The following is a 24010-nucleotide window of genomic DNA, read 5'->3' as shown; positions in this document are numbered from 1 at the left end:
CAATCGACCAACACGCTTATCCCTTCAAATCGATCGTAAAGGAGATCGAAGTTCCTTCTCCCGGCTTGCTCGTGATCTGAAGGCCTTTGCCATAATACCGCTTTAGCCGAAGATCCGTATTCAACAGCCCGACGCCAGACGGCTGCCCCGGCTTTGCATCCAGCAATCGCCTCACCAACTCGTCCTCCATCCCCGGACCGTTGTCCTCAATCGTGATCTCGGCGTAGGTTTCATGGTTTAGGACTCGAATGAGGACGATTCCTCCAAGGCTGTTCTGCATGATGCCGTGCTTGACCGCATTTTCCACCAGAGGCTGGATCGTCAGTAACGGAATCTTCGCCTGGCCGCACTCCTCCATTTCCCAAATCACCCTCAGCCTATCGTCAAACCGTTCCTGCTCAATGTACAGATATGAGCGCACCAAGTTCAGCTCTTCCTCAAGGGGAACGAGTTCATCTCTGTCCTGAAAGCGGAATTTTTCCCGAAGGAAAGCGCTGAAGGCCTCCAGCAGCCCGCGCATTCGATCTATATCGATCTCACTTAGGGCCATCAACGAATTCAAGGTATTGAACAGAAAATGAGGTTGAATCTGCGCTTGAAGCCAAGCCGTTTCCAAGCGCAGCCGTTCGCGAACGGATCGCTTGACATCGGTTAGCGCTTTGACCCGCGACCGCAGCTGCTGGGCATCCACCGGCTTCGTCACATAATCATTAGCTCCGGAACGAAAGCCGTTCTCGATGTCCTCGGGCTGACTTCTTGCCGTGAGGAGCAAAACGGGGAGCTCGGTGATGGTAAACCGTTCACGGACAATCCGCGTCAGCTCGTAGCCAGACATCTGTGGCATCATGACATCGGTGATGAGGAGATCCCATTCCTTCGATTTCAATGCATCCAGCGCGATCCTGCCGCTGGTTGTCGACGTCATGTCATAGCAATCGGCCGAGAGAATCGTCTCGAGCACACTGAGGTTGATCGGATCATCATCGACCATGAGAATACGAGGCCGGTCGGCACCCGGCACTCTCGCGGATCCCGATTCAGAAGAGGGATGAGGGGCGTCCGCTTCCGCAGATTCATCGGCTGCCGTGGCCGCAATTTGCATGGCGGTGAACGGATCGAGGGAGCGATCGTCCGGCGACGGAGACTTCGCTTCCGATTCAGCCAGAGGCAAGGAGAAAGCGAACTCCGAGCCTTGACCGGGAATGGAACGCGCCTCAAGCGATCCGCCATGCAGCTCTACCAGCTTCTTGCAGATGCTGAGTCCGAGCCCGAAGCCTCCTTCGATCATCCCCTCATCCGAGTGAGCCTGTTCGTACGGCTCGAACATGCGGAGCATCGTTTCCTTATCCATGCCGATGCCGGTATCCGAGACGGTGATCCACGCTTTGCCATCCTTTACGAGCCCTCGGACGGCGATCTCTCCTTCGTTCGTAAACTTCACCGCATTATGGAGCAGGTTGAACAAGATTTGAATGACTCGGTTTTCATCGGCGAGCACCGGGGGGAAGGAATCCGGAATCTGATTGACTAGGGATATAGACTTAGCTTCGGTCATAAAGCGCAGCATGTCTATGACACCGGTCGCAATCGACGAGATCGATATCCCTTGCAGGGAAAGACGAGGCGCCCCTTCCTTCAGGCTCATCAAATCGAGCAGATCGTTCAGCATGAGCGACATCCGGCGGCCAATGGACAGAACGGTCTCCATATCTCGGAGGCTTCGTCCCGTAAGCGACTGTTGCTCCCTCTCGAGAACCGCTTGCGACATGTTTAGCATGCTGTGAAGAGGATTTCGAAGCTCGTGAGAGGTCGTGGCGAGAAACTCATCCTTCCGTTTGTCCGCCTCCTGCAGCCTGGCTGCGAGCCGTTTGGTATCCGAGTGGATCTGGAAATAGTGCTTGAACCAAACCGATGCAAAGCAAGCCACCGAAATGATCAGATCAAACGGATAATAGACGATCTTGATCTTCAGGATCAAATAGATGCCCCACCAAATAAAGTGGTTCACAACAGCGATGAAGGACAGGAGCAGCAGCACGTTCCCCTTGGAATCCTGCTCGGACATCCGGAGCATGGCAAAGATCGTGACGAGAATGGAAATGCCGGTTACCGCAAACAGGAACGGTTGATAAGGGATAAATTGCCGGACGGGCAGCAGCAGCGGGATGAGAGCAAGGAAGCCGCAGAAAACCCCGTATCCCGAAAAAATCGTTCGCCAAGGCTTCTTCAATTGCCCCTTCATACATTGAATGAGCAGAAAAGTAGCGAAAATCATAGCCAGATGGACGGACTTGAAGCCCCATTCGTACGAGATCGGGAACCAGACATGGAGAATTTTCTCGTCGCTCCCTAGTAAGTTCCCAATCATCGCGGAGACAATCAGCAGGGAAAAGTACAGCAGCCTCCGGTCGCGGTTTCCGATCAGGAACAGGATAATCGCATACATGGCATGGAGGAGGAACACAACGGCCATCATGAGCTGCATCGCGGTGGATAGCTGAGTCTCGCGAGCAATTGCTTGCTCCGTCCCGAACTTCATGGACCGGACGATGCCGCCCTCGCGAGGGTCCTTGAAATTCGCCGCCTGCACGACGATCACGATCTCCCCATCCTTGTCTGCCGTGAAGGAAGCGGTGTAAGGGACATTACGGGCCTTATATGTCTGCTCATTCTCTCCGGGCTGCCCGGAATGAGCCAGAAGGCGACCGTTGACATAGAGCTCCGATGAGCTTCGGACGCTGGATACACGGATGGAGTAGGATTGTTCCATAGCCTTATCGACGAGTATTTTGAGCCGATAGGATCCGTATCCATAAGGCGTATGTCTTCCCGACAGCAAAAAAGCATTCCAGCCTCCCGGCACTTGAAGGGAAACCGGATTTTTTGTGATGCTTCCGAGGTCATCCGCTTGGCCTTCGCCTTCCAGCCATTCCTCAGGATAAAATTCCCACTCGCCATCCAGCGACAGGGTACCGTCTTTCGATGCATCCCACTCTCGCAAATCCAATTGTCCCTTTACGGCTTGAGGCTGTTCCGTATTCTGAAACGTGACGATCCAAACGATTCTTAAGCTCGTCAAGATCAACAGGAACAGGAACACGGCAGCAAGGGTTCTTCTCATTCTCAGCTTGCTTCGACTCGTAGACACAGCAGGATAACCCCTAACTTCCGCCATAATATGGAAGATTTTCCGTACAGCAATTCAGAATGAGTATACCCTAAGCCCTTTCTCAAATCTATGAAAAGGGCAGAAAAGGCATCATCGGCAACGGTTGAACGACATAGGAAAGCCCGCAGAGGGTTTCTGCGGGCGTGGGTCCTATCTCTTGGTATATACGATTTTCTTGATCGTATCCGTCGACAAGCCAAATTGCTCTGCCAGTTGGCCGATCCTAGCGCCATCGTGGAAGGAATCTCGTATCCTCTTGTTGCGGACGTCATAATAGCTTGCCGCTCCGGAGGACTCCCCCCACTTTTTTCGATTGTTCGAACGGGTTGGGATGTACATCAATTCCCCTTGAATGTAACGCTGAACTTCTTGAAGAAGATGTGCCGGGAGCACATCCTTGATTCGGTTGGATTCCATAACGGACTCGCTCCTTAAAATAAATGGGATATTTTAAGGGCAAAGCCTGCTCCATAAGCAGAATCGATCCGATAGGCGAATAAGGTGCTACGCTCCATGCCAAGCTTCGCCTCTGCTTATTCAGCAGGCTTTGCATGGAGCCGATCAAGTACGAAACCTATCATGCGGTTCACCACTGCCGTTTCTCCCCCCTTTGAATGGAATTCATCTTGGCCACCGTTTCTCCGGTGATCAACCCTCGCAAGAAATCGAAAACAAATAGGTTGGAAACTCCTCCGTATCGCCAGGCGAATATTCCCGCAGAATTCTTCAAAAGAGGATTGGACTGAATGATTCGATTCGCGTTCTTCGTGGCAGCCGCCGACTTGGGCGCTCCAGTCTACTCACCCTCCCCCGCCGCACCAATCGGCCGTATCAACCGGTTTCAACGCGATTGCGCCCCTCCTGCTTGGCCCGATAGAGCGCTTCATCCGCCCGCTTGTACCAGTCCTGGAACGACTCGGACATCCTTTTCTCGGCAATGCCGATGCTGACGGTTTGCTTGCCGGTAAGCGGATGATCCTGGGCTACCAGTGCGAGCCGCACCTTTTCCAGCGCCTTGACGGCTCCCTCCATCTCGGTATTCGGCATCAGCACGACGAACTCTTCCCCGCCGAACCGGATTAGCAAATCCGACTTGCGCAAGTTCCTGCCGGCCGTCTCCGCCGTAAGCATGAGCAGCTCGTCTCCCACGGGATGCCCCCATGTGTCGTTCACCCGCTTGAAGTGGTCCAAATCCATAATCGCAAGCGAGAGCCGCTGATCGGAAGCATCCGCTTTGTCCATTTCACCCTTCAGAATCATGGCAAAATAGTGCCGGTTGTAAAGGCCGGTCAATTCATCCTTTACAGCGATTCTCTGCAGATTTTCTTCCTTGAGCACAGTTTCCGTAATGTCTCTCGCCGAAGAGTAAATGTAGGGTCCGACACCGGGCTGCGCACGCCACTCCAGATATCGGTAAGACCCGTCCTTGCAGCGAAAGCGATTGGTAAACCCGGACACCGTATTTCGATCGGTCAGATCCTTGATGACGGCCATCGTGTCCCCGATATCATCCATATGGACAAAGGAGAGGAAGTTTTTCCCGATCAGCTCCTCCGTCTTATACCCGAGCACTTCCTCAAACCGGATGTTGACCTTGTGCAGCAGCGTATCTCGATCAAACACGCAAAGCATGTCCATGTTCACATTCAAGAAGCTGTCGATTTCCTTTTCCTGCAAATACTCTTTGGTAATATCTCGAAACGATGTAACGGTTCCGGTGATCGTTCCGTCCTTCGATGTGATGCAGGCCGAGGTTCCCGTGATGAGCCGCTCGGTCCCGTCGTGAGCGACCAGAACCGTATGATCGTTCAGATCCAGTCCCCTCCCGGTTCGGATCACCTCATTCACCGCCCCGTCGACATCCTCTCCCGTATGAAAATCCTTGCAGCGGAATACAAGCGCCGCTTCCTTCCCCTTTGCCTCCTCCGACGTCCAGCCGGTATAGGTTTCCGCCAAGGGATTCATCAGGGTGACGATCCCCTGATTATTCGTTACGATAATCCCCTCGTTGATGGAGAAGAGCGTCGTCTCCAACAGCTCCCGAAGCTTGCTCTCCTTCTCCAGCACCTCATTTTTCAATCGGTAAGCCTCTTCCAGCTTCGCCTTGATCGTCTGCAGCTCATGCTCGTAATCATTGCGTTTCGTAATCCTTACCGCGATGCAGTCGATGTGCTCCGTCCCGTCGATCTTGACGAGGCGGCCGTTCAGCAGAATGGGAACCTCTTGATCCTGCTTCGTTCGGAGCGTCAAATAAGTCTCTTCCACTCGTCCTCCGGATGTGATTCCCATCACGAACAAGGAATGAAAGATGATCCGGCTCGCAGCCGACAAGCACTTCTCAATATGCTGGTTCACAAGCTCCGAATGCTCATAGTCCATCCAACTCAAAAAAGTATGGTTCGCCTCTTGAATCATCCCCTGCTTGGTTAAGAGCAGGTACCCGCAAGGCGCTTGATCGATTCTCCCGTTCACCGCATGTACGTCCTTTATTCGTTGTAGTTAGCCTTGCGCCTCGGAGTCATCCAAATAGCTCCGAATCAGCTCCGACGTTTCCTTGGGCTGGCTCAGGTTCGGGTAATGCCCCCTTGCGGAGATGACCTCAAGCCGGCTGTTCCTCAACTGCTTATGAAGATACTCGGCCACTTCAAGCGGTACGATGCTGTCAACCGAACATTGGACGATCAAGCAAGGAACCGTAACCTCTGGAAGCTCCCTTCGGTGGTCCGACAAAAAAGTGGCCTGAGCAAAATTTTTCATGATGGCCGGATCTTCCGCACAAAAGGTGTCCTTCAGTTGTTCGGTAAGCACAGGCCGTTCCGGATTATCCATGAGAGCGGCGGCGTTCATGCTCGCCCAACCGACGAAATTCATCTCCATCATCTGCAGAAGCTCCTTCACATCCCGTTCATCAAAGCCGCCGTAATAATCGGGCAGATCATTGATATAACGTGGGGAAGGACCGATCAGGACCATGCTTTGAAAAGCCTCCGGCTTCCGAATCGAGGCCAGCAGGCCGATCATCGAGCTGACCGAATGGCCGACAAAGACAGCCTTCTCAATCTCGAGCGCCTCCAGAATGTCCAGCAGATCCGCAACATATCCGTATAGAGTCGAGTACCGTTCAGGGTTGTAAGCGGCCAGATCAGAATTCCCGGAGCCCACATAGTCGAACAAGACGATTCGATAATCCTTTTCAAAGTACGGGATCATCGATCTCCAAATGTTCTGCTCGCAGCCAAAGCCATGGCCGAATATGAGGGTTCGATCTCCTTCTCCCTGTATGCGAATGTTGTTCCTCTCGATGATCGCTTCCATACCTGCCTCCTTCTCTAGGTGAAAAACTCGTTGATCCTTATACGCTTTCAACTCAAAACCAGGGATCAGAACATTTCCCACACCCATTGACGCCAATTCGTATCCACACGACTCAGCTTGAAAGCGGGCTAGTGATTTAATTCTTTGACGGCGTTTGCATAAATCCAGATAAAAGGTTCTTCCGACATCCGCCCGACACTTACACTCTACCAAACGAAGCTGTGTTTTTCTATGTCGATTTGCGGCGATCTTCATAAAGCTTAACTCACAAAAAATCGCTTCTATTATAAGAGGTAACGCATTCCACACCCCGAATCAGAATGTTTTATTCAACACAAATTATTCGGTTGGCATCGGAACGGATTATGTTATAATTCCTCGTAGCAATCCATTATCGAAAGAAGGCCTGCCTATCTTACACATGAAATGAGCGCAATCCGGTAAACGAAATTCAGAGAGTGGAAATTCCGAGAGTAGAAATTCAGAGAGACGTCTTTCATGAAGATCGACCCACACGTACCAACAAACAGAAACAGGTGATCAGATGTTTCAATTGAAATGGCTTTGGCAGAATTTGAAAGGAGATCGGTTCCGATATATCCTGGCGCTGATTCTCTCCGTTGTGTGCTCTTCGCTCACCATTGTGAACCCCTATATTGGCCAACGCATCGTCGATACCTTCATATCGGGTAAAGACGCCGCAGTCCATTTGGCAAACGACCGCAACCTGCTGATCTGGCTCTGCTTGGCCATGATCGGCTTTTCGCTTTTGCGCACAGGTTTATCCTATTTGACGGCCATGCAGTATGAAATTTCCTCCCAGAACATGCTGTACCGGGTTCGGATCTACCTGTACAACAAGATTCAAGGGCAAGACATGCATTACTACGATCACAACCGCACCGGCGATCTCATGACCAAGATGACCGGGGACCTCGACATGGTGCGTCACTCGATGGCCTGGATCATCAAGACGATCATCGAATCGTTGACCATCTTCGTGGCCGCCGTGGTGTACTTCTTCACGATCGACGTCGGCCTTACGCTGTGGCTGCTCATTCTGTCGCCGCCGATCTTCGTTGTGGCGTTCATCTTTGCGCGGCGCGTGCGCCCCATGTACATCGACCTGCGCGAACGGCTATCGCAGCTCAACACCACCACGCAGGAGAACATCGCCGGCAACCGGGTGGTCAAGGCTTTTGCCCGGGAAGAGTTTGAGATTCAGAAATTCACGGATAAGAACGTCAACTACTCGAAGGCGAACAAAGCCGCTGCTCTCGTCTGGCTGGACTACTTCCCTTACCTGGAAACCTTCGCGCAGGCCTTCAGCGTCATTCTCATGGTAGTTGGCGGTCTGTACGTCATGGACGGTCGAATTACCTTCGGGGAATTCTCTGCGTTCTCGGCGCTGATCTGGGGCCTCTCGAACCCGATGCGCAACATCGGGATCATCATCAATGACATTCAACGCTTCTTCGCCAGCTTGACCAAGATCGTGGAAGTGTATTACGCCCAACCCGAAATCGTCAACGAGCATAACGTTGTCGTCAAGCGTCGTTATCAAGGCCGGATCGAATTCGATCACGTGACCTTCAAATACGATAACGTGACGGTTCTCGATAACATCAGCTTCAAGGTCAATCCCGGCGAAACCATTGCCATCATGGGATCGACCGGCTCCGGCAAAACAACGCTCATCAACCTGATCCCGCGCTTCTATGATGTGGCCAAGGGCAAAGTGCTCGTTGATGGCACAGACGTACGCAAGCTGGAGCTCGATGAGCTGCGCGGCAATATCGGGGTCGCGACCCAAGACGTGCTGCTGTTCTCCGATACGATCGACGGAAATATCGCCTACGGCGATCCCGAGATGCCGGAGGAAGAAACCGTCAAGTATGCCCAGCTTGCCGCCGCTCACGATTTCATCAGCAAGATGCCGCAAGGCTATGACACCATCGTCGGCGAACGCGGTGTAGGTCTCTCCGGAGGACAGAAGCAGCGTATTGCTCTGGCACGGGCTATGGCGGTTCAACCGCCCATTCTGATCCTCGACGATACGACCTCCGCCGTCGACCTCGAAACCGAAGAGCACATTCAGAAGAGCCTACGCGAGCTTGACTTCTCCTGCACGAAGATCATCATCGCACAGCGCGTCTCGACGACGGCTCAGGCCGACCGCATCCTCATCCTGGAGGACGGCCGTTTGATCGAGGAAGGCACTCATGCCGAGCTCCTCGCCATGCGGGGCTACTACTACGATGTATTCATGCTGCAAAACGAAGGCATTGGAAGGCAGGTGAGCGCTCATGGCCAGGAATAAATTCGACATCGACGAGAATCTCGAGTCTCCCTTTGACATCACCCACTTCCGGCGAGCGCTCGTCTATATCAAGAAACAGAAGAAGCCGATGATCGTCGCTCTCGTGCTGAGCGCTCTCTCGGCGGCTATCGCGCTGTCCGCGCCTCTCATCATCCAGCATGTCGTGGACGTGACGATTCCCGCGAAGGATAAGCTTCCGCTCGTCGGATGGTCCGCTCTCACGCTCGCCACGATCGTCATCAGCGTCGTTCTGGCCACCATCCGCTCGCGCATCATGACGAGCGTCGGTCAAGACATCATCTTCGATATTCGTACAGATCTATTCAAGCATCTCCAGGAGCTGCCGTTTCAATATTACGATGACCGCCCGCAGGGTAAGATCCTCATCCGTGTCGTCAACTATGTCAACTCGGTATCGGATGTCTTGTCAAACGGGATCATCAACTTCATTCTGGAAATCCTGAACCTGATCTTCATCGCCGTGTTCATGTTCGCTGTAAACGTTCAGCTCTCGCTTGTCATTCTCGCGGGCTTGCCAATCTTCCTCGGCATCATGCTGCTCATCAAAACTAAGCAGCGCCGCGCCTGGCAAGCGGTCTCCAACAAGAGCTCCAACCTGAACGCTTATCTGCAGGAGAGCATCAGCGGCATCCGGGTCACGCAGATTTTTACCCGTGAGCAGCGCAACGAAGGGATCTTCACGCGGTTGTCCACCAACTTCCGCAAGGTCTGGATGAACGCCGTAGGCCTCAACCTGCTCATCCCGTTCTCGGTCGACAACCTGGCTACGCTCGTCACGACTTCCATTTACTTGGTCGGTCTGCTGGCCTTGGGGCCGGAGACGGTGACCTTCGGTGTCATTCTCGCGATGAGCAGCTATGCCGCGCGCTTCTGGCAGCCGATTCTCAACCTGTCGAACCTGTACAACAGCTTCATCAACGCCGTCGCTTACCTGGAACGGATCTTCGAAACGCTTGACGAGCCGGTGACGGTCAGTGACGTTCCGGACGCCAAGGAGCTTCCCCCGATCAAGGGGAATGTCAAGTTCGACGATGTGACCTTCGCCTACGATCCGGGAGTAAATATCCTGGAGAATCTCTCCTTCGACGTCAAGGCCGGGGAAAGCATCGCGCTCGTCGGTCCGACCGGCGCAGGGAAAACGACGGTCGTCAACCTGATCTCGCGCTTCTATAACATCACCGGCGGGAGCTTACAGATCGACGGCCACGACATTTCGCAGGTCACGCTAAAATCGTTGCGCAGCCAGATGGGCATCATGCTGCAGGACAGCTTCATCTTCTCCGGCACCATCCTCGACAACATCCGGTACGGCAAGCTCGACGCCACCGAGGAGGAAGTCATCGCCGCCGCCAAGACGGTCTGTGCCGACGAGTTCATCCGCGAGTTTGAGGACGGGTATATGACGGAAGTTAACGAACGCGGCTCGAAGCTTTCGCAAGGGCAGCGGCAGCTCATCTCGTTCGCCCGCACCCTGCTCGCGAATCCGCGCATTCTCATCCTGGACGAAGCGACTTCGTCCATCGACGCGAAGACGGAGCGCCTGCTGCAGCAAGGCTTGAACGAGCTGCTTAAGGGCCGGACCTCGTTCATCATCGCCCACCGTCTGTCCACGGTGAAGAACTGCGACCGCATCATGTACGTCTCCAACAAGGGCATCGCCGAATCCGGCTCCCACGACGAGCTGATCGCTCAGCGCGGCTTGTATCACCGGCTGTATACCGCTCAGAAGATGGAGGCATAGGATAGGAGCCTTCCACAGGGAAGCACACTCTTTCTGCCTTCTGAGCGGATTCTGAAGGTGCATAATATGAAAATGACATGCAAACTGATTACAGTTCGCATGTCATTTTTCTTTTTTTCCAAGCTTCTATCAGCGAGCGGAGAGTACTCCGGCCCCCGTCCACGCTAGGCTTTTTACGGAGTGGAGCCCTTCTGGTTTAACACCGCCGCAAACTGGGAGATCCCGTCGTTGTCATATTCCGCCGTGCTGATGTTGTCTCCTTTGATTTTCTTAATGATCCATCGTTCGAGGAAATTCATCTTATCAAACGCGTAAGCATAACCAAGTACTTCTTTCACGGCAGCATGGCGGTAGAGGGTGTCCGGGTAGGCTTTTTGAAGGAATTGCAAGCGGCCCTCCTCTTTTGTTTCGCCGGCGCAGAGATAGAGGCCAACGTTTTTGGTGAGTAAGCTATTTAAGTTACGAGATATGTAATTTGTCAGCTTCTTTTGAACTTTCCCTACATAGATGGATCCGCCGAGAATCACGGTGTCATATACGTCAAGCGGCGGCACGCTGTCCGTCATGATGTTGCACAACCGGGCTTCTCCGCCAAGCTCCGCTTTGATGCGTTTGGCCACCTCTGCGGTACTGCCGTATTTGGTTGCGTAGATCACGATGCTCTTCACGGTTTTTGCCTCCTTCATGATCCGATTTAAATGATGCTTACCTAGTACGCTGTCAGCCTTAATCGTGTGAAAATGAATCGGTGTCAATGGGTATGAGAAGTTGTGCGGAGACCACGGTTTAAGCCGACAGCGTACTAGGTGCTCTTCCATTCCGGCTCCCGAATCCGCTTCAGGAATACCACCACGCCAACCATCACGAGCACATTCGCCGCAGGAAAAACCACAAGCTCGGCTGCTGTCATCGGAACGTCAGCCATCCACTGAAACAGAATCATCGCACTGAGGGCCGTCAGCATCGTGACTCCCTTCATGCACATCACGGAAGCGAGAAGTAAGCCAAGAGGTTTCTTTTGCATCAGCAGAATGGCCGAGAGGATGGACACCGGGATGATAAAGCCCAAATCCATCGCCTGAATGATGTAGGTGGTGTAATGCTCCAAGCCTGCCGGGGCATCCCCTTTCACTAGCGGCGGAACGAGGCGGCCCAGCCACATGAGTCCGATCGCAGAGGCAAAAACGATGATCGAGATTCCGATGGTCTTCACTGGCAGATCATCTCGGAAAACCTTCGCTAGAATCTTCATGTCAAACGACAGCATGACGAGCATGAACGCGAAGAAACTGACCGACATCAGCCCCACGTAAACCAAAAACAAAGCATTGTAGGTGCACAGAAAAGAATAAGACATATACGTATATAAAAAGTATGCCAGCGTTCCGGCGAGAAGAAGCCTCGCTCGCAATTGTCCCTTTCTTGTCAAAACCAAGGACACAATCAAGAGGGGGATTCCAAGAAGGAGCGTCACCCAATCCTGTGCGATCGCTTGCGAGGCGGCTGCCACCGAATCGTTCGCGTAAATTCCTCTTCCATAGAGGAGGACGCTTTCTCCCCGAATGGTCGTTACTTCATGCCGCCCTGGGCCTCCAGTTGATCCTATTCCGATCCCCGCTGCCAATAGCGACAGCACCGCAATGGCCAGAACCACTGCGGTGATGCTTATTCTATCCTTCATAGGGATGCTTTCCTCCTCAAGTCGTTCCATCTACCGGGTCCCCAAGGCGAGCAGAATGACCTTCACGGCATGATCCATTAACCGCTGCTTCTGCTCCTCATCGACCTTCTCCACCATGAGACGCACTGCAAGCCCAAAGGCGGTGGACCAAATCACTTGCGCGGTCAGCTCCGTTTCAGCAGCCTCCCAATTATCCAAGGCGGGGAACTCCTTTAGCGAGTGACTGAGCATCCCGATGGCAGGCCGCTCAGCAGACGCTCCCCTTTGCAAAACCGATGTATGCGCAAGGACATCAGGGGACCCGTTCAGCATCAGGCTGATGTAGAAATCGCCCATCTCCATCGCTAGCTCGATAAAACGTACAATGCCTTTTCTCAGGCTATCGGCGGGTGCCAAAGTCTCCGACTGCATGGCAGATAAGGAAGCGACCATCTCCGCGTACTGCTCCGCGATCAGCTTCTCGATAATCTCTTCCTTGCTGGAAAAATAGTGATAGATCATCGCGGGAGAATACTCGATCTTAGCTGCGATTTTGCGAATGGATACGTTCTCGATGCCCTCGCTGCCGATGATTTCACGAGCCGCTTTTAGAATATCACCTCGCATTTCATCCTTCTCTCTTTTCTTACGTTCTGCGCTTCCGATGATGATCTCTCCATTCTGTTAACACTGTTTATTATATGAACACTGTTTAGTAAAACATAATGCAGAACTCTCTTTGTGTCAATCTGCAAAAATCGAATAAATTGATCTTCTGACGTAGTAGATCGCGCTGGGGTCGGATACGGATGAAAACGGCGCTGACTTCTCCCTTTGTGAGCCTTATTAAGAATGAACCGGAACTGAAATCAAATTTATTCTAAAGGAAACAGTGCAACTAGAATAAAAAGTGGACACCGGCTAACAGACTGCGGATAATGAAGCCAACGGAGGTGTCCCCATGGGCGAACAACGACAACGGTACAACGAGGAATTCAAAAAGCAGACCGTGCGGTTCATTCAGGAACAAACAAAAACAGTAGCGGATCTAGCAGAGGAACTCAACATTCCAAGAGGCACCCTCCACCAATGGATGGGCCAGTACCGTGAACTGAAATATGAACCGGCAGCTAGCGGAGATCGGGTACGTGAACTGGAAGCGAAGTTGAGCGAACTAAACCGGCAACTCCATGAAAAAGAGCAAAAACTCTCCGATGTGGAAGAAGAGCTCGCCATCGTAAAAAAAGCAGTGCACATCTTCAGCAAACCAAAGAACTGAGATTCCGGTTTATTGAGGATCATCGCTCCGAGTTCCGCTTGGAGAAGATGTGCACAACCCTACGGGTTTCACGGAGCGGGTATTACAAGTGGAGAGTCGAGCGGTCGAGTAAACAGAAGCGACGCAAAGCGATTGTGCTCAAGCGCATTCAATATCACTTCGCCGACCATCAGAAGCGGTACGGAAGCCCGAAGATTACCCGACTGCTTCGTCAAGAGGGACATACGATCTCTGAGCGTACCGTGAGCGTATACATGCGAGAGATGAGCCTCCGCTCGGTTGTGTCCAGAAAATACCGGGTACAGACAACCTGCTCCAATCCCGACCATCCCGTTTCCCCCAACCACCTCAATCAACAATTCAGGGTGCCGAAGCCGAATATGGTATGGGTGACGGACATCACCTCGATTCCTTGTCGAGAAGGGCGCTTGTACTTGGCCAGCGTCATGGATCTATGTACGCGTGAGATTGTTGGATGGCGTCTGGATCACCACATGGAAACGAGCCTCGTACTCGGTGCTTTACAAGATGCATATGCAGCCAAGCGACCCGAAAAAGGCTTGATTCACCACTCCGACCGAGGTTCGCAATACACCTCTCAAGACTACCGAAATCAGTTGTGCCTCTATCACATGAAACCCAGCATGAGCCGAAAGGGCAATTGCTATGACAACGCCTGCATCGAGTCGTGGCACAGCATCTTGAAGAAAGAGCTCATTTACTGCAACCCCCGTTTCAAGAACAAGGACCAGGCTTACCATTCCCTTTTCCAATACATCGAGTTTTACTACAACCGCAAACGAATCCACAGCACCTTAGGCTATCTCTCTCCTGTTCGTTTTGCAGCTCTTTTTTCTACTCATTCCGCTTCCTGACCGTCCACTTTCTTGACAGAGGTCCACAGGAGCCTTTAATTTACTCAAAAAAACACTTTATTCCATCTAGCGGAAATGAATGCAGCTATTTGACTTGTTTGATAGTAAAAATCGGAGATTGCCCCCAATTAGAAGCATGTATCTCCGCTAGATTTTCAAAGCCACGTCTATCGATGAAATAGCGGCCATGGCCGCCGTTAGAAAAAGGCCGTGTTGTCGCAAGGGGCAACGAGGCGAGTCATCAAGGGGCTGTGACGCTGTTCGGGTGATGCTTGCTTATTAGGCTCCATGCTTGGAAACATACGAGATGCCCGCGGTGATGTCTGTTGGGTCACTGCCTGCTAAAAATGTTACTAGTCTGCTTACATGGGGCTTAGCCCAGTCAGCTTGGTGGTCGAGTGGCTTGCGTTCTTCGTTCTTCCATATCGTCTTCGAAATTACGGCGGCGGACAAAAATGAGATCAATCAAGCCCGCCTAACTTCATTCCGCTTGATTCGATCCGAATCTTTCGCTATAAATAATCAGGAGCTGTACTCCATGCAGATGAAAACCTGCTTGGAATACAGCCCCTCTGACAAGTCAAGCCGTAACGTCCACCGAGGACGACGAGGATTCTCTTCCGCACCACGCGAAACTCTCAGCGCGTGGTGCTAGGCGCCACATGACGGTGGTGAACCACATCCTTCTCGTTTGTCATGCTCGTTCGCTCTTCTTGCTTGTCCTTCTTGCTTGTCCTTCTTGCCTGTCCTTGCTGCCAAACCGTCTCTTGCTCTTAATCTACTCGTCTTCCCATACGATATCGCCGTATACGAGCCCTCTTGTTCCGGTAGCTACGTAAATCCGTCCGAACACCCGCGGGTCTCCCGAAATCGAGCGAATATCGCCGTATTGATGGCGGTCGTCGTTGATGCGAATCCAGTTCACGCCGCTATCATGGGAACGGTAAAACCCGTATTCCCCGTTGATCGTCCCGCTCGTGAACAGCGTTTTGATGTCGCTGCTTTCAAGCGGCTTCCCAAGGCCGATGCGCTTGATGAAATCGCCCGGCTTGGAGACACGCTCCCCGCTGAGGACATTCCGCTCTCGGTCGTAGACAAGCCGCCAGAGACCGCCTTCCTGCATGGCGAGCCAGATGACGCCTTCCTTGCCCGGCTCGACGCGAATCTCATAGTGCTGCTCGCTGTCGATGCCCGCGAGATCTACACGCGGGAAGCTTTCCGGCGCCTCGATCGCTTGGAAGGTCTCCCCCTTGTCCACGCTCACATAGAAGCCCCGGCCATCTGCATGATCACTGAAGCCGTAGAAGACCTCCGGGTTCACGCGGTCCGCCATGACCTTGAACGGCAGTGTCGGCAGGCTCTCTTCAGCGAGCCGCTCACCGTCCATACCGTAGAGGATGGAGCGCGCCCAGGTCTTTCCTTCGTCATGGGTGTAGACCGCCCGAGACGCATAGACCGGCAGGCCGAGCACCCACAGAATTGTCTTGCCGTCTGCGGAGACGGCGGTCCAGCCGGAGGTCACGTTCGCCCGCTGCAGCTCCTTCAGCCATTCGTCCACAGGCTCGCTAAGCCCGGCAGGGTTAGGAAGCTGTGTCCAGGTTCGGCCCTGATCCCGGGAGAGAATAAGCCCGCCCTTCGTGAAGCCTTTCCAATTGCCGCGAGGCGTCACCACGAGCAGGTTCGGATCGCTGTCGGGATAATCGGCGTTCATGCAGGTGATCCAGCGGTCGCCCTTCTCATTGGCGAAGGTGTTCTCGACGGGCTGATCCAGATCCGTGAAGACGATGCCACCGTAATCGCCGATGATGTCGATCACCTTCACATCGCCTGCAGGAGGCGAGTAAACGTTCAGGTGAACCGTCTCCTCGACGCCGACGTTGAAGTTGGTCCAGGTGACCGTCTCGTCCCCGTCCGCCTTGGTGAGATCGCGGCTTACGAAGATGCCCGCACCGGTGTTAAAGAGAGACATGTCACGATTAAAGGGATTGATCTTCAGATCCGACATCCAGTGAATAAGCGAATCACGTCCGTTGTACTCCGGCTTCTGGTAGGAGGTCGTCCAATCTATGCGACCGATGGCAAGGCCTAACATGATCGGTTTCCAGGTCAAGCCGTAGTCTGTAGAACGATAGATCGTATCCGGTGCGGCCGTGATCGTCGAGCAGATCAGCGTCCCCGGCGCCTGTAGGTCGATACCGATCCCACTGATGCCGTAGCCAAGCCGGCGGCCCGGCGCTTCAGCATCATGGAAGCCGGGATTGATGAAGTTGGGCGGCGTGATGTCCAGCGCTTCGACGACTCTCCCGCTCTCATCCAACTCGTAGCGGAACAAGGCTCCGTCATAGCACAAGCCGGTGTCGCAGCCGTACGTATGCCAGCCGGACCAGCCGATGTTGTACGCCGCATAGGAGACGAACAGATAGGAACCGACAAAGGCCGCCCGTTGCCCGACATAGCCGGGATAATCCTTCGAGCCTCCGATGATCGGGGCGGGTTCACCCTTGATGGGAGCAAAGGTCGCTCCGGCATCCTCGCTGATATACACACTCGGGCCGCGCACGTTGTCTCCCGGCGAGCCCTGTTGGCCGTTCGTCCCGACCACAATGCGCGTCGCAGGACGGCCCGGGCCGCCGCTCGCCGGATCGATCTCGACGAAGGAGATGTTCGTCTCCGACGGTTTACCGTGAGCCGCAACCGTAAGCGGAGTCCAGGTGAGGCAGCGATCCTCGGTCTTCCACAGCCCGTCCTCCATCGTGCCCATATACAGGACATTCGAATCGTACGGATCGACGACCAGACGCTCGCCGGTGGAGCGGCCGGGAGCATTGCCGTGCATCGTCGCCGTATTCCCCTGCTCATCAATGACGGGCGGATCGAAATAGACCCAGTGGTCGCCGTAATCTTCAGAGAACGCGATCTTATGGGTCGGATATAGTCCGACCATGGCATAAACGTAGCTTGGATTTTGCCGGTCCAGAGCCAAGGCAATGGGATAAGTCTCCCACATCCCCGGGTCGGTTACATGGTCAACCAGCGACACCCAACGTTCTGCTGCAAAATCATACCGGTAAGCGCCGCCGATATCGGTTCTGCAGTACAAGATGTCCGGGACCGTGGGATGAAACACGAAGCCCGTCACAAAGCCGCCGCCGGGAACCGAAATCGATTGATATTTGTATGGCTCGCTTTCCTTGTCCATTCCACAACCTCCTAATTCCGAGCTGCAGCCCTTGACCTGACCGCAGCCCGATTCGTTCCACCAACGCGCCCACTTCTTCCCTTTCCTTCTAAGGCGCGCTTCAATTCACTGTATTAATAGACGGGAATATCCTTATCCGCTCTGACGAACAGCGGAATCTCCGTCAGAGGAGCGTCGACGGTTACCGTTTGTCCCCCCGCAAGTACTTCGTTCGTCTTGGCATTCTTCCAGCTCAGGCCAGCCGGAAGGTACACTTCCCGGCTGCGCTCGCCGAGCTCGAAGATCGGCGCGACCAGGACATCCGAACCGAACATGTATTGCGAATCAGCCGTCCAGCACAACGCATCCTCCGGGAACTCGTAGAACATCGTCCGCATGACAGGCGTCCCCTTCTCATGAGCCTCCGCCATGCAAGCCCTCACGTAGGGGCGCAGTCTTTCGCGCATCAGAATGAATTCCTTCATCACTTCATAGTTCGCTTCACCGTAGCTCCAAATCTCATTGTCGCTTCCCGTGAACATCTGCGCAATCCCATCGATGACCGCCTGCTCCGGTTGAATATGGGGAACACGTTCGCCATGCAAGCGAAGAACCGGCGTAAATACCCCGAAAGCGAACCAACGCAGCAACAGCTCTTGGAAGTTCGGATCGTTTACATGCCCGCCCAGGAAGCCTCCGATGTCGGTCGTCCACCACGGAATGCCGGCGATGCCCATGTTCAGACCGATTTGCAGTTGCTCCTTCATCGCCCGGAAAGTGGAGGAGATGTCTCCCGACCAGATCAGCGCGCCATACCGTTGGCTGCCCGCCCATGCGGCCCGCACCAGGTTGCAGACGCCTTCCTGTCCTTCCGCCGTCATGCCGTCATAATAACCGCGCGCATATTCAAGCGGATAGATATTCGTACACTGCAAGGCCGGACCTTGGTAGTAGCGGTAATTGTCAAAATCATAGGGACCGTATTCCGGCTCGGCTTCATCGAGCCAGAAGATGCGAACGCCGAGATCATAATAGTTCTTTTTACAAACCTGCCAAACGTACTCTCGTGCGCCCGGGTGCGTGGCATCGAAAAAGACGGTCTCGCCCATCCAGTTCATGTTGATGTTCATGCCACGGTCGGCTGAGATCAAATAACCTTCGTTCGCCATCGGCTCATAATTTTCGGATCGGCTGTCGATGGTCGGCCATACGGAAACCATCAGCTCCGTGCCCAGTTCCTTCAGCTCTGCGATCATGGCCTTTGGATCGGGCCAATCCCTCGGTTCGAATTTGAAGTCGCCCTGCTTCGTCCAATGGAAGAAGTCCACGACGATCACGTCGAGCGGAATGCCGCGTCGCTTGTATTCCCTTGCGACCGTCAACAGCTCCTCCTGATTACGGTACCGGAGCTTGCACTGCCAGAAGCCCAAGCCGTATTCCGGCATCATCGGCGCTTTCCCAACCGCGTTGGCATACTGCTCCTCAATCTGCGCAGGCGTCTTGCCGGCGGTGATGAAATAATCCAGCTTCTTCGTGCTGGTCGCCATCCACTCCGTGCGGTTCGTGCCGAACGTGACCGTTCCGATGGCCGGGTTGTTCCAGAGCAAGCCGTATCCTCGGTTCGACAGCATGAACGGAACGCTCGTCTGGGAATTGCGATGCGCCAATTCCAGGGTAGCGCCTTTCTTGTCCAGAATGCCCTCCTGATATTGGCCGAGCCCAAAGATCTTCTCTCCCTCGAAGGCTTCGAAACGCAGGGTAAGCTGGTAATCGCTCGTACCCGTAAGCGGTTTCATTTCACGCCCTTCGATGCGCAGCGGAGCGCAATACCGGTCGATCCGGTTCCGGTCGCGCCAATATTCTTCCGTAAGCAGCTTTCCGTCACAGTTGGTAAACGAAAGCCATCCCTCCGCATTGAAGGTAGCGATGATTTCGCCGTTGCGAATGGACGCAACCTGACTCTTCTTCACATTCGCAGTTCTCTCGGCCTCCGCGATCCACGGTTCGACCAGCTCTACCTCTTCAATCGTAATATGAGTGGAAGAATCGGCAGGACGATCCTGCAAAGCCCAATCATGGGGATCCATTACCGCTTCCTTGGTCATCCGGACGCGCAGAGAATTTTTGCCCCAAGGCTCGATCCAAATCGTTTCGGAGCCCGATCTTCCGATCAAGCGATTGCCGTTTCTCGTGAACTTCATTTTATTTTGCTCCTCCTTTTTCTCTACCAGCTTCGCTATAATGATAGAGTACCTAATTGTATTATATTCGTTGTTTTCTCTCCATTCTTTAAGTAAATTGCTAATGACTAACACAATATTCCCATTCTGGAGATTGAGAGGCGTTTCATGAAAGCGAAGCATCTCTTGAAGGAAAAAGCGGTGCATGGGACCGCACTTCTGCCCGTTGCGATCCATCATTTAAGTTATCCCGCGAATGTGGAAACCTTTTTCTACCTACACTGGCATTATGAATTTGAATTTCTCGTGGTGTTGGAAGGCGCGATCGTGTATACCATTGAGGACACGGACTATCCCGTGAAGGCGGGTGAAGGGCTCTTCATCCCGTCCAATCGGCTTCATGCGGCCCGCTCGCTGGATGGAATGCCTTGTGAAGCCTGCGTTGTCGTGTTTCACCCCAATCTGTTCAGCGATCAAAAGCAAGGCTCCGCCTATTCCCGATTCGTCTATCCGGTCCTGAAGGGCGAGCTTGAATTCGTAAAAGAGTTGACGGGTGAAGAGGAGTGGCAGCGGACCGTGAACGAGCGATTGAAGGAAATAGACGCGATTGGGGCGTTTCCGCTGCCCGACATGGAGCTGCTGTTGAAGAGCAAGCTGTTTGAAATCTGGCATCACTGCTGCCGCCACGCTCTCCCCGCAGCCTCTCCGACGAGGGAAAACAACCTGTCCTACAAGCTCAAGCGGATGCAACCGGTTCTCGCCTTCATTCAAGCCAACTATCGGGATGAGATCACGCTTAAAGCCTTGGCCGACCTTCTGCCGATGAGCGAGGGGCAATTCTGCAGCGCCTTTAAAGAGGTGATGAACCTGACGCCCATTGCTTATGTCGTCCGCTATCGGATTCTGCAAAGCTGTTCGCTCTTGATGAGCACGGATTGGAAGATTGCCGACATCGCGAGAACCGTCGGGTTTAACAACATCAGCTACTATAATCGGGAGTTTGCGAAGGCGATCGGCTGTCCTCCCGGAAAATACCGCAGCGAAGCATAACCGAAACGGAGCTTTTTCAGAGCTCTTGCGGACCAAGAACCATCACGAAAGGAGTAGGGAGACATGAAGCTGCAGCAGTTGAAATATTTCATCGAGGTCGTGAACGCGGGGTCGATCAACGAAGCGGCCAAACGCCTCTTCATCACCCAGCCGAGCTTGTCGAGCGCGATCAAGGAGCTGGAAAAGGAGCTCGGCATCGAGCTATTCCTCCGCACACCGAAAGGGATCACCCTCTCCGTCGACGGAGCGGAATTTCTCGGCTACGCCCGCCAGGTCGTGGAGCAGACGGCTCTTCTGGAGCAGCGGTACCTGAACAAGAAGCCTTCCCGTCAGTTGTGCTCCATTTCGACCCAACACTACGCCTTCGCCGTGAACGCCTTCGTCAACCTCATCAAGCGAAGCGGCGCCGAAGAGTACGAATTCACCTTGAGGGAGACGCGCACCCATGAGATCATCGAGGACGTCCGCAACCTGCGCAGCGAAATTGGCGTGCTCTACCTGAACCCTTTTAACCGGAAAGTCATCGAAAAGCTGCTGAGAGAGCAGCACCTGGACTTTCATCCCCTCTTCACAGCGAAGCCTCATGTCTTCATCAGCACGAGCAATCCGCTCGCGACCAAGGAGTCCGTCACGCTGGAGGATCTGGAGGACTACCCTTACCTGTCGTTCGAGCAGGGGGAGCACAACTCGTTTTACTTTTCCGAGGAGATTCTGAGCACCGTCTTTCGTAAAAAAAGCATCCACGTGAGCGACCGAGCCACACTGTTCAACCTGCTCATCGGGCTGAACGGCTATACGATCTCCACCGGCATCGTGAGTGCGGATCTAAACGGGGATCAGATCATTCCGGTTCCGCTTACGGTAGACGATCACATTCAAGTCGGCTGGATCGCCAATCATCAGGTTCAGCTCAGCCAGCAGGCCGCGCTCTATATCGAGGAGTTGAAGGCAGTCATTCAGGAGTCTGGTTTGTAAGCTTTTATTGAAAGGTACACAGCTGCGCGAGTTATAGATGATAACTATATCTAACTATAAAAGATAAGTGTTACTCTATATGACAAATCTCACGGTATACTGATCCTACCTGAACGAGACAGAAGGAGGATCATCCCATGAGCAACCAACCGCAAGTGAGCAACACCTCGAAGAAATTCAAGAAAGCGCCTTTCCGCTACGATGTCGTCGGCAGCTATCTCCGGCCGCAGGCCTTGAGGGAAGCACGCGAAAAGTTCGCCGCCGGGCAAATCACGCAAGCCGAGCTGACGAAGGTGGAGGACGAAGAAATTCGCAAGCTCGTCGACAAGCAGAAGGAGTTGGGCCTCAAGGCCGTCACCGACGGCGAGTTTCGCCGCAGCTACTGGCACCTCGACTTCTTCTGGGGCTTTGACGGCATCGAGCATGTGCTGATGGATCGCGGCTACCTCTTCCACGGGGAAGAAACGCGAGCCGATTCGGCACGACTGACCGGCAAGATTCGAGATAACGGTCATCCGTTCCTCGCCCATTACCGGTTTCTCAAGGAAGCGGCCGGGACTGATGTGCTCGCGAAGCAGACGATCCCCGCTCCCGCGCAGCTGCTGGCGGAGCTGGTCCGCGATGTGAACGCGAAGGAGGTCGAGCGCGTCTATCCCGACCGCGAAGATCTGTACCGCGACATCGCAGCAGCTTATCGCAGCGTAATTCTCGCATTCTATGAAGCCGGGTGCCGGAATATCCAGCTCGACGACTGCACATGGGGCATGCTGTGCGACAAGTCGTTCTGGTCGACCATGGCCGGAGAGGGCTACGATCCCCAGCTCCTTCAAGACCTCTATCTTCGCCTGAACAACGATGCGATTGCCGATCTTCCCGCCGACCTGATCGTCACCACCCACGTTTGCCGAGGCAATTACCATTCCACCTGGGCCACGTCCGGCGGTTACGATCCGGTAGCCGAAACCCTTCTCGGCCAAGAGAACGTATCGGCTTACTTCCTCGAATACGATACCGATCGCGCCGGCGATTTCGCGCCTCTACAGCATGTGTCCGGCGACAAGCAGGTCGTGCTCGGCCTCATCTCCTCCAAGACCGGGGAGCTGGAGAACAAGGAGCAGATCATCGCACGGATCAAGGAAGCGCAGCAATACATTCCGGCAGAGCGGCTTTGCTTAAGCCCTCAATGCGGGTTTGCCTCCACCGAGGAAGGGAATATCTTGACGGAGGAAGAGCAATGGAAGAAAATCTCCCTCATCAAGGAAATTGCTGAAGAGGTTTGGGGTCAAGAAGCCTAATTGAAGATAAGCGGGGACTGATCGACAGCAGTCCCCGCTTTTGTATCTCATCGTTTCGAATAGACTCCACCATGGTAGCAAATATAGGCATCGGCATCATATGCGAGCAGCTTCGCAAGCGATTCCTTCGCACTCCCCAAGTCCAGGGTGTACTGCGGATTCGCCACGACGAGCTCTCCGCCTTCAATAACAGCCGCATCTCCCGTGATGAGGACGCTCTGCTCGGTCAAGTACAAGGATATATGTCCCGGCGTATGTCCGGGAGTTGCGATCACCTCGCAGCCCCCGCCCCAGGAAAGCCGCTCCCCGTTCTGAAGCGACTCATCGACCGGGACCGTCTCCATTCCTTTCAGCATCTCGATGAAGGCAAGCCCTCTCTCTTGCTCGGAAGCGGGCAGGCTTCTCTGCAGATCCATCGCTTGAACAAGGCGAGCCGAGGGCTGCTCCCCCGACACATAAGGAGCTTCTCCCTCACTCGTCGCCACCAGCAGGTGCGGGTACTTTCGTTTAAACGAGGCTGCAGCCCCCATGTGATCGTAATCGTGGTGAGTGATCACAAGCCGTGTCAGTTGGTCTCCCGTCAAGCCAATAGCAGCCAGCGCCGCTTCGATTCGCTTCAGGTCGCCAGGATAGCCGCAATCCACTAACACCAGATCTTGGTCATCCTGAATCAATACCGGGTGAATCGCGGTTACGGCATCCCCATAAGGAATTTCGATGGACAATACATGATAGGAAGGCATTTCAAATGTTCTCCTTTTTCAACCTTTTTCAATGGCGTTCAAAGGGAGGTTTCGGTTCAGCGATTCTTTCCCTTGTTTCCCCACCTCTCAAAGCTTATCATGCAGGCAGGATCATTTGGAAGATTGGACAGGATAAGATCTAGTACGCTGTCAGTTTAACCTGTGGTCTCCGCACAACTTCCCATATCGATTGGCGCCGATTCATATCC

17 protein-coding genes are annotated in these 24010 nt (G+C 53.7%); 7 read left to right on the top strand and 10 right to left on the bottom strand.

All coding sequences use genetic code 11. From position 1 onward, the window contains the following. Positions 1–16: 16 nt before the first annotated feature. From BN2684_RS15330 to BN2684_RS15315, 4 genes are all read right to left on the bottom strand, one after another. On the bottom strand, positions 17–3148 hold the full coding sequence (locus tag BN2684_RS15330; RefSeq protein ID WP_316245521.1) for a hybrid sensor histidine kinase/response regulator: 3132 nt from the start codon (positions 3146–3148) through the stop codon (positions 17–19). Between the two features lie 171 nt (positions 3149–3319). Further along, positions 3320–3586, bottom strand: a complete 267-nt coding sequence (locus tag BN2684_RS15325; RefSeq protein WP_058303035.1) for a CD3324 family protein — start codon at positions 3584–3586, stop codon at positions 3320–3322. Positions 3587–4000: 414 nt separating this feature from the next. After that, positions 4001–5641 (bottom strand): diguanylate cyclase, encoded by a 1641-nt coding sequence (locus BN2684_RS15320; protein ID WP_058303034.1) that lies wholly within the window; start codon positions 5639–5641, stop codon positions 4001–4003. 27 nt (positions 5642–5668) lie between these two features. After that, complete coding sequence (locus BN2684_RS15315) at positions 5669–6484, bottom strand: alpha/beta fold hydrolase (protein WP_058303033.1); 816 nt, start codon at positions 6482–6484, stop codon at positions 5669–5671. A 544-nt stretch (positions 6485–7028) separates the two neighbouring features. Between BN2684_RS15315 and BN2684_RS15310 the strand changes: the two genes are divergently transcribed. Together BN2684_RS15310 and BN2684_RS15305 are read left to right on the top strand one after the other, a co-directional pair. Beyond that, on the top strand, positions 7029–8804 hold the full coding sequence (locus tag BN2684_RS15310) for an ABC transporter ATP-binding protein (RefSeq protein WP_058303032.1): 1776 nt from the start codon (positions 7029–7031) through the stop codon (positions 8802–8804). Further along, on the top strand, positions 8791–10566 hold the full coding sequence (locus BN2684_RS15305) for an ABC transporter ATP-binding protein (protein WP_058303031.1): 1776 nt from the start codon (positions 8791–8793) through the stop codon (positions 10564–10566). The genes BN2684_RS15310 and BN2684_RS15305 overlap by 14 nt, the downstream gene beginning before the upstream one ends. A 173-nt stretch (positions 10567–10739) precedes the next feature. Here the strand turns inward: BN2684_RS15305 and BN2684_RS15300 are convergent, their stop codons facing one another. From BN2684_RS15300 to BN2684_RS15290, 3 genes are all read right to left on the bottom strand, one after another. After that, positions 10740–11234 (bottom strand): flavodoxin domain-containing protein, encoded by a 495-nt coding sequence (locus BN2684_RS15300; protein ID WP_058303030.1) that lies wholly within the window; start codon positions 11232–11234, stop codon positions 10740–10742. A 134-nt stretch (positions 11235–11368) separates the two neighbouring features. Then, a complete protein-coding gene (locus tag BN2684_RS15295) occupies positions 11369–12247 on the bottom strand; it encodes a hypothetical protein (RefSeq protein ID WP_058303029.1) in 879 nt (292 codons plus the stop codon). A gap of 30 nt (positions 12248–12277) precedes the next feature. Further along, entirely contained in the window at positions 12278–12853 is a 576-nt protein-coding gene (locus BN2684_RS15290) for a TetR/AcrR family transcriptional regulator (protein ID WP_058303028.1), read from the bottom strand. Positions 12854–13187: 334 nt separating this feature from the next. Here BN2684_RS15290 and BN2684_RS15285 point away from each other — a divergent pair, with 334 nt between their 5' ends. Continuing rightward, positions 13188–13505, top strand: a complete 318-nt coding sequence (locus tag BN2684_RS15285) for an LA_3659 family protein (protein ID WP_058301425.1) — start codon at positions 13188–13190, stop codon at positions 13503–13505. Continuing rightward, entirely contained in the window at positions 13502–14380 is an 879-nt protein-coding gene (locus BN2684_RS15280) for an IS3 family transposase (protein ID WP_108722159.1), read from the top strand. The genes BN2684_RS15285 and BN2684_RS15280 overlap by 4 nt, the downstream gene beginning before the upstream one ends. A 778-nt stretch (positions 14381–15158) precedes the next feature. Here BN2684_RS15280 and BN2684_RS15275 read toward each other — a convergent pair. Together BN2684_RS15275 and BN2684_RS15270 are read right to left on the bottom strand one after the other, a co-directional pair. Continuing rightward, the gene (locus tag BN2684_RS15275) at positions 15159–17579 is read right to left on the bottom strand and encodes a hypothetical protein (RefSeq protein ID WP_058303027.1); all 2421 of its coding nucleotides are present in this window, start codon (positions 17577–17579) and stop codon (positions 15159–15161) included. 113 nt (positions 17580–17692) lie between these two features. After that, positions 17693–19759 (bottom strand): glycoside hydrolase family 31 protein, encoded by a 2067-nt coding sequence (locus tag BN2684_RS15270; protein ID WP_058303026.1) that lies wholly within the window; start codon positions 19757–19759, stop codon positions 17693–17695. Positions 19760–19906: 147 nt separating this feature from the next. Here BN2684_RS15270 and BN2684_RS15265 point away from each other — a divergent pair, with 147 nt between their 5' ends. From BN2684_RS15265 to BN2684_RS15255, 3 genes are all read left to right on the top strand, one after another. Then, the gene (locus BN2684_RS15265) at positions 19907–20788 is read left to right on the top strand and encodes an AraC family transcriptional regulator (RefSeq protein WP_058303025.1); all 882 of its coding nucleotides are present in this window, start codon (positions 19907–19909) and stop codon (positions 20786–20788) included. 63 nt (positions 20789–20851) lie between these two features. Beyond that, a complete protein-coding gene (locus BN2684_RS15260) occupies positions 20852–21763 on the top strand; it encodes a LysR family transcriptional regulator (protein ID WP_058303024.1) in 912 nt (303 codons plus the stop codon). A gap of 137 nt (positions 21764–21900) precedes the next feature. Then, positions 21901–23058: a 5-methyltetrahydropteroyltriglutamate--homocysteine S-methyltransferase gene (locus BN2684_RS15255; RefSeq protein ID WP_058303023.1), complete on the top strand. Its 1158-nt coding sequence runs from the start codon at positions 21901–21903 to the stop codon at positions 23056–23058. A 47-nt stretch (positions 23059–23105) separates the two neighbouring features. Here BN2684_RS15255 and BN2684_RS15250 read toward each other — a convergent pair whose 3' ends face one another. Continuing rightward, positions 23106–23801 carry an MBL fold metallo-hydrolase gene (locus BN2684_RS15250; RefSeq protein WP_058303022.1) on the bottom strand — a complete coding sequence of 232 codons (696 nt, stop codon included), beginning with the start codon at positions 23799–23801 and terminating at the stop codon, positions 23106–23108. Between the last annotated feature and the right edge of the window lie 209 nt (positions 23802–24010).

It is taken from the genome of Gorillibacterium timonense, assembly GCF_001457415.1.
Taxonomy (GTDB): domain Bacteria; phylum Bacillota; class Bacilli; order Paenibacillales; family NBRC-103111; genus Gorillibacterium; species Gorillibacterium timonense.
Note: the sequence above shows the minus strand (reverse complement) of the source record. Positions and strands in the feature narration are given on the sequence as shown.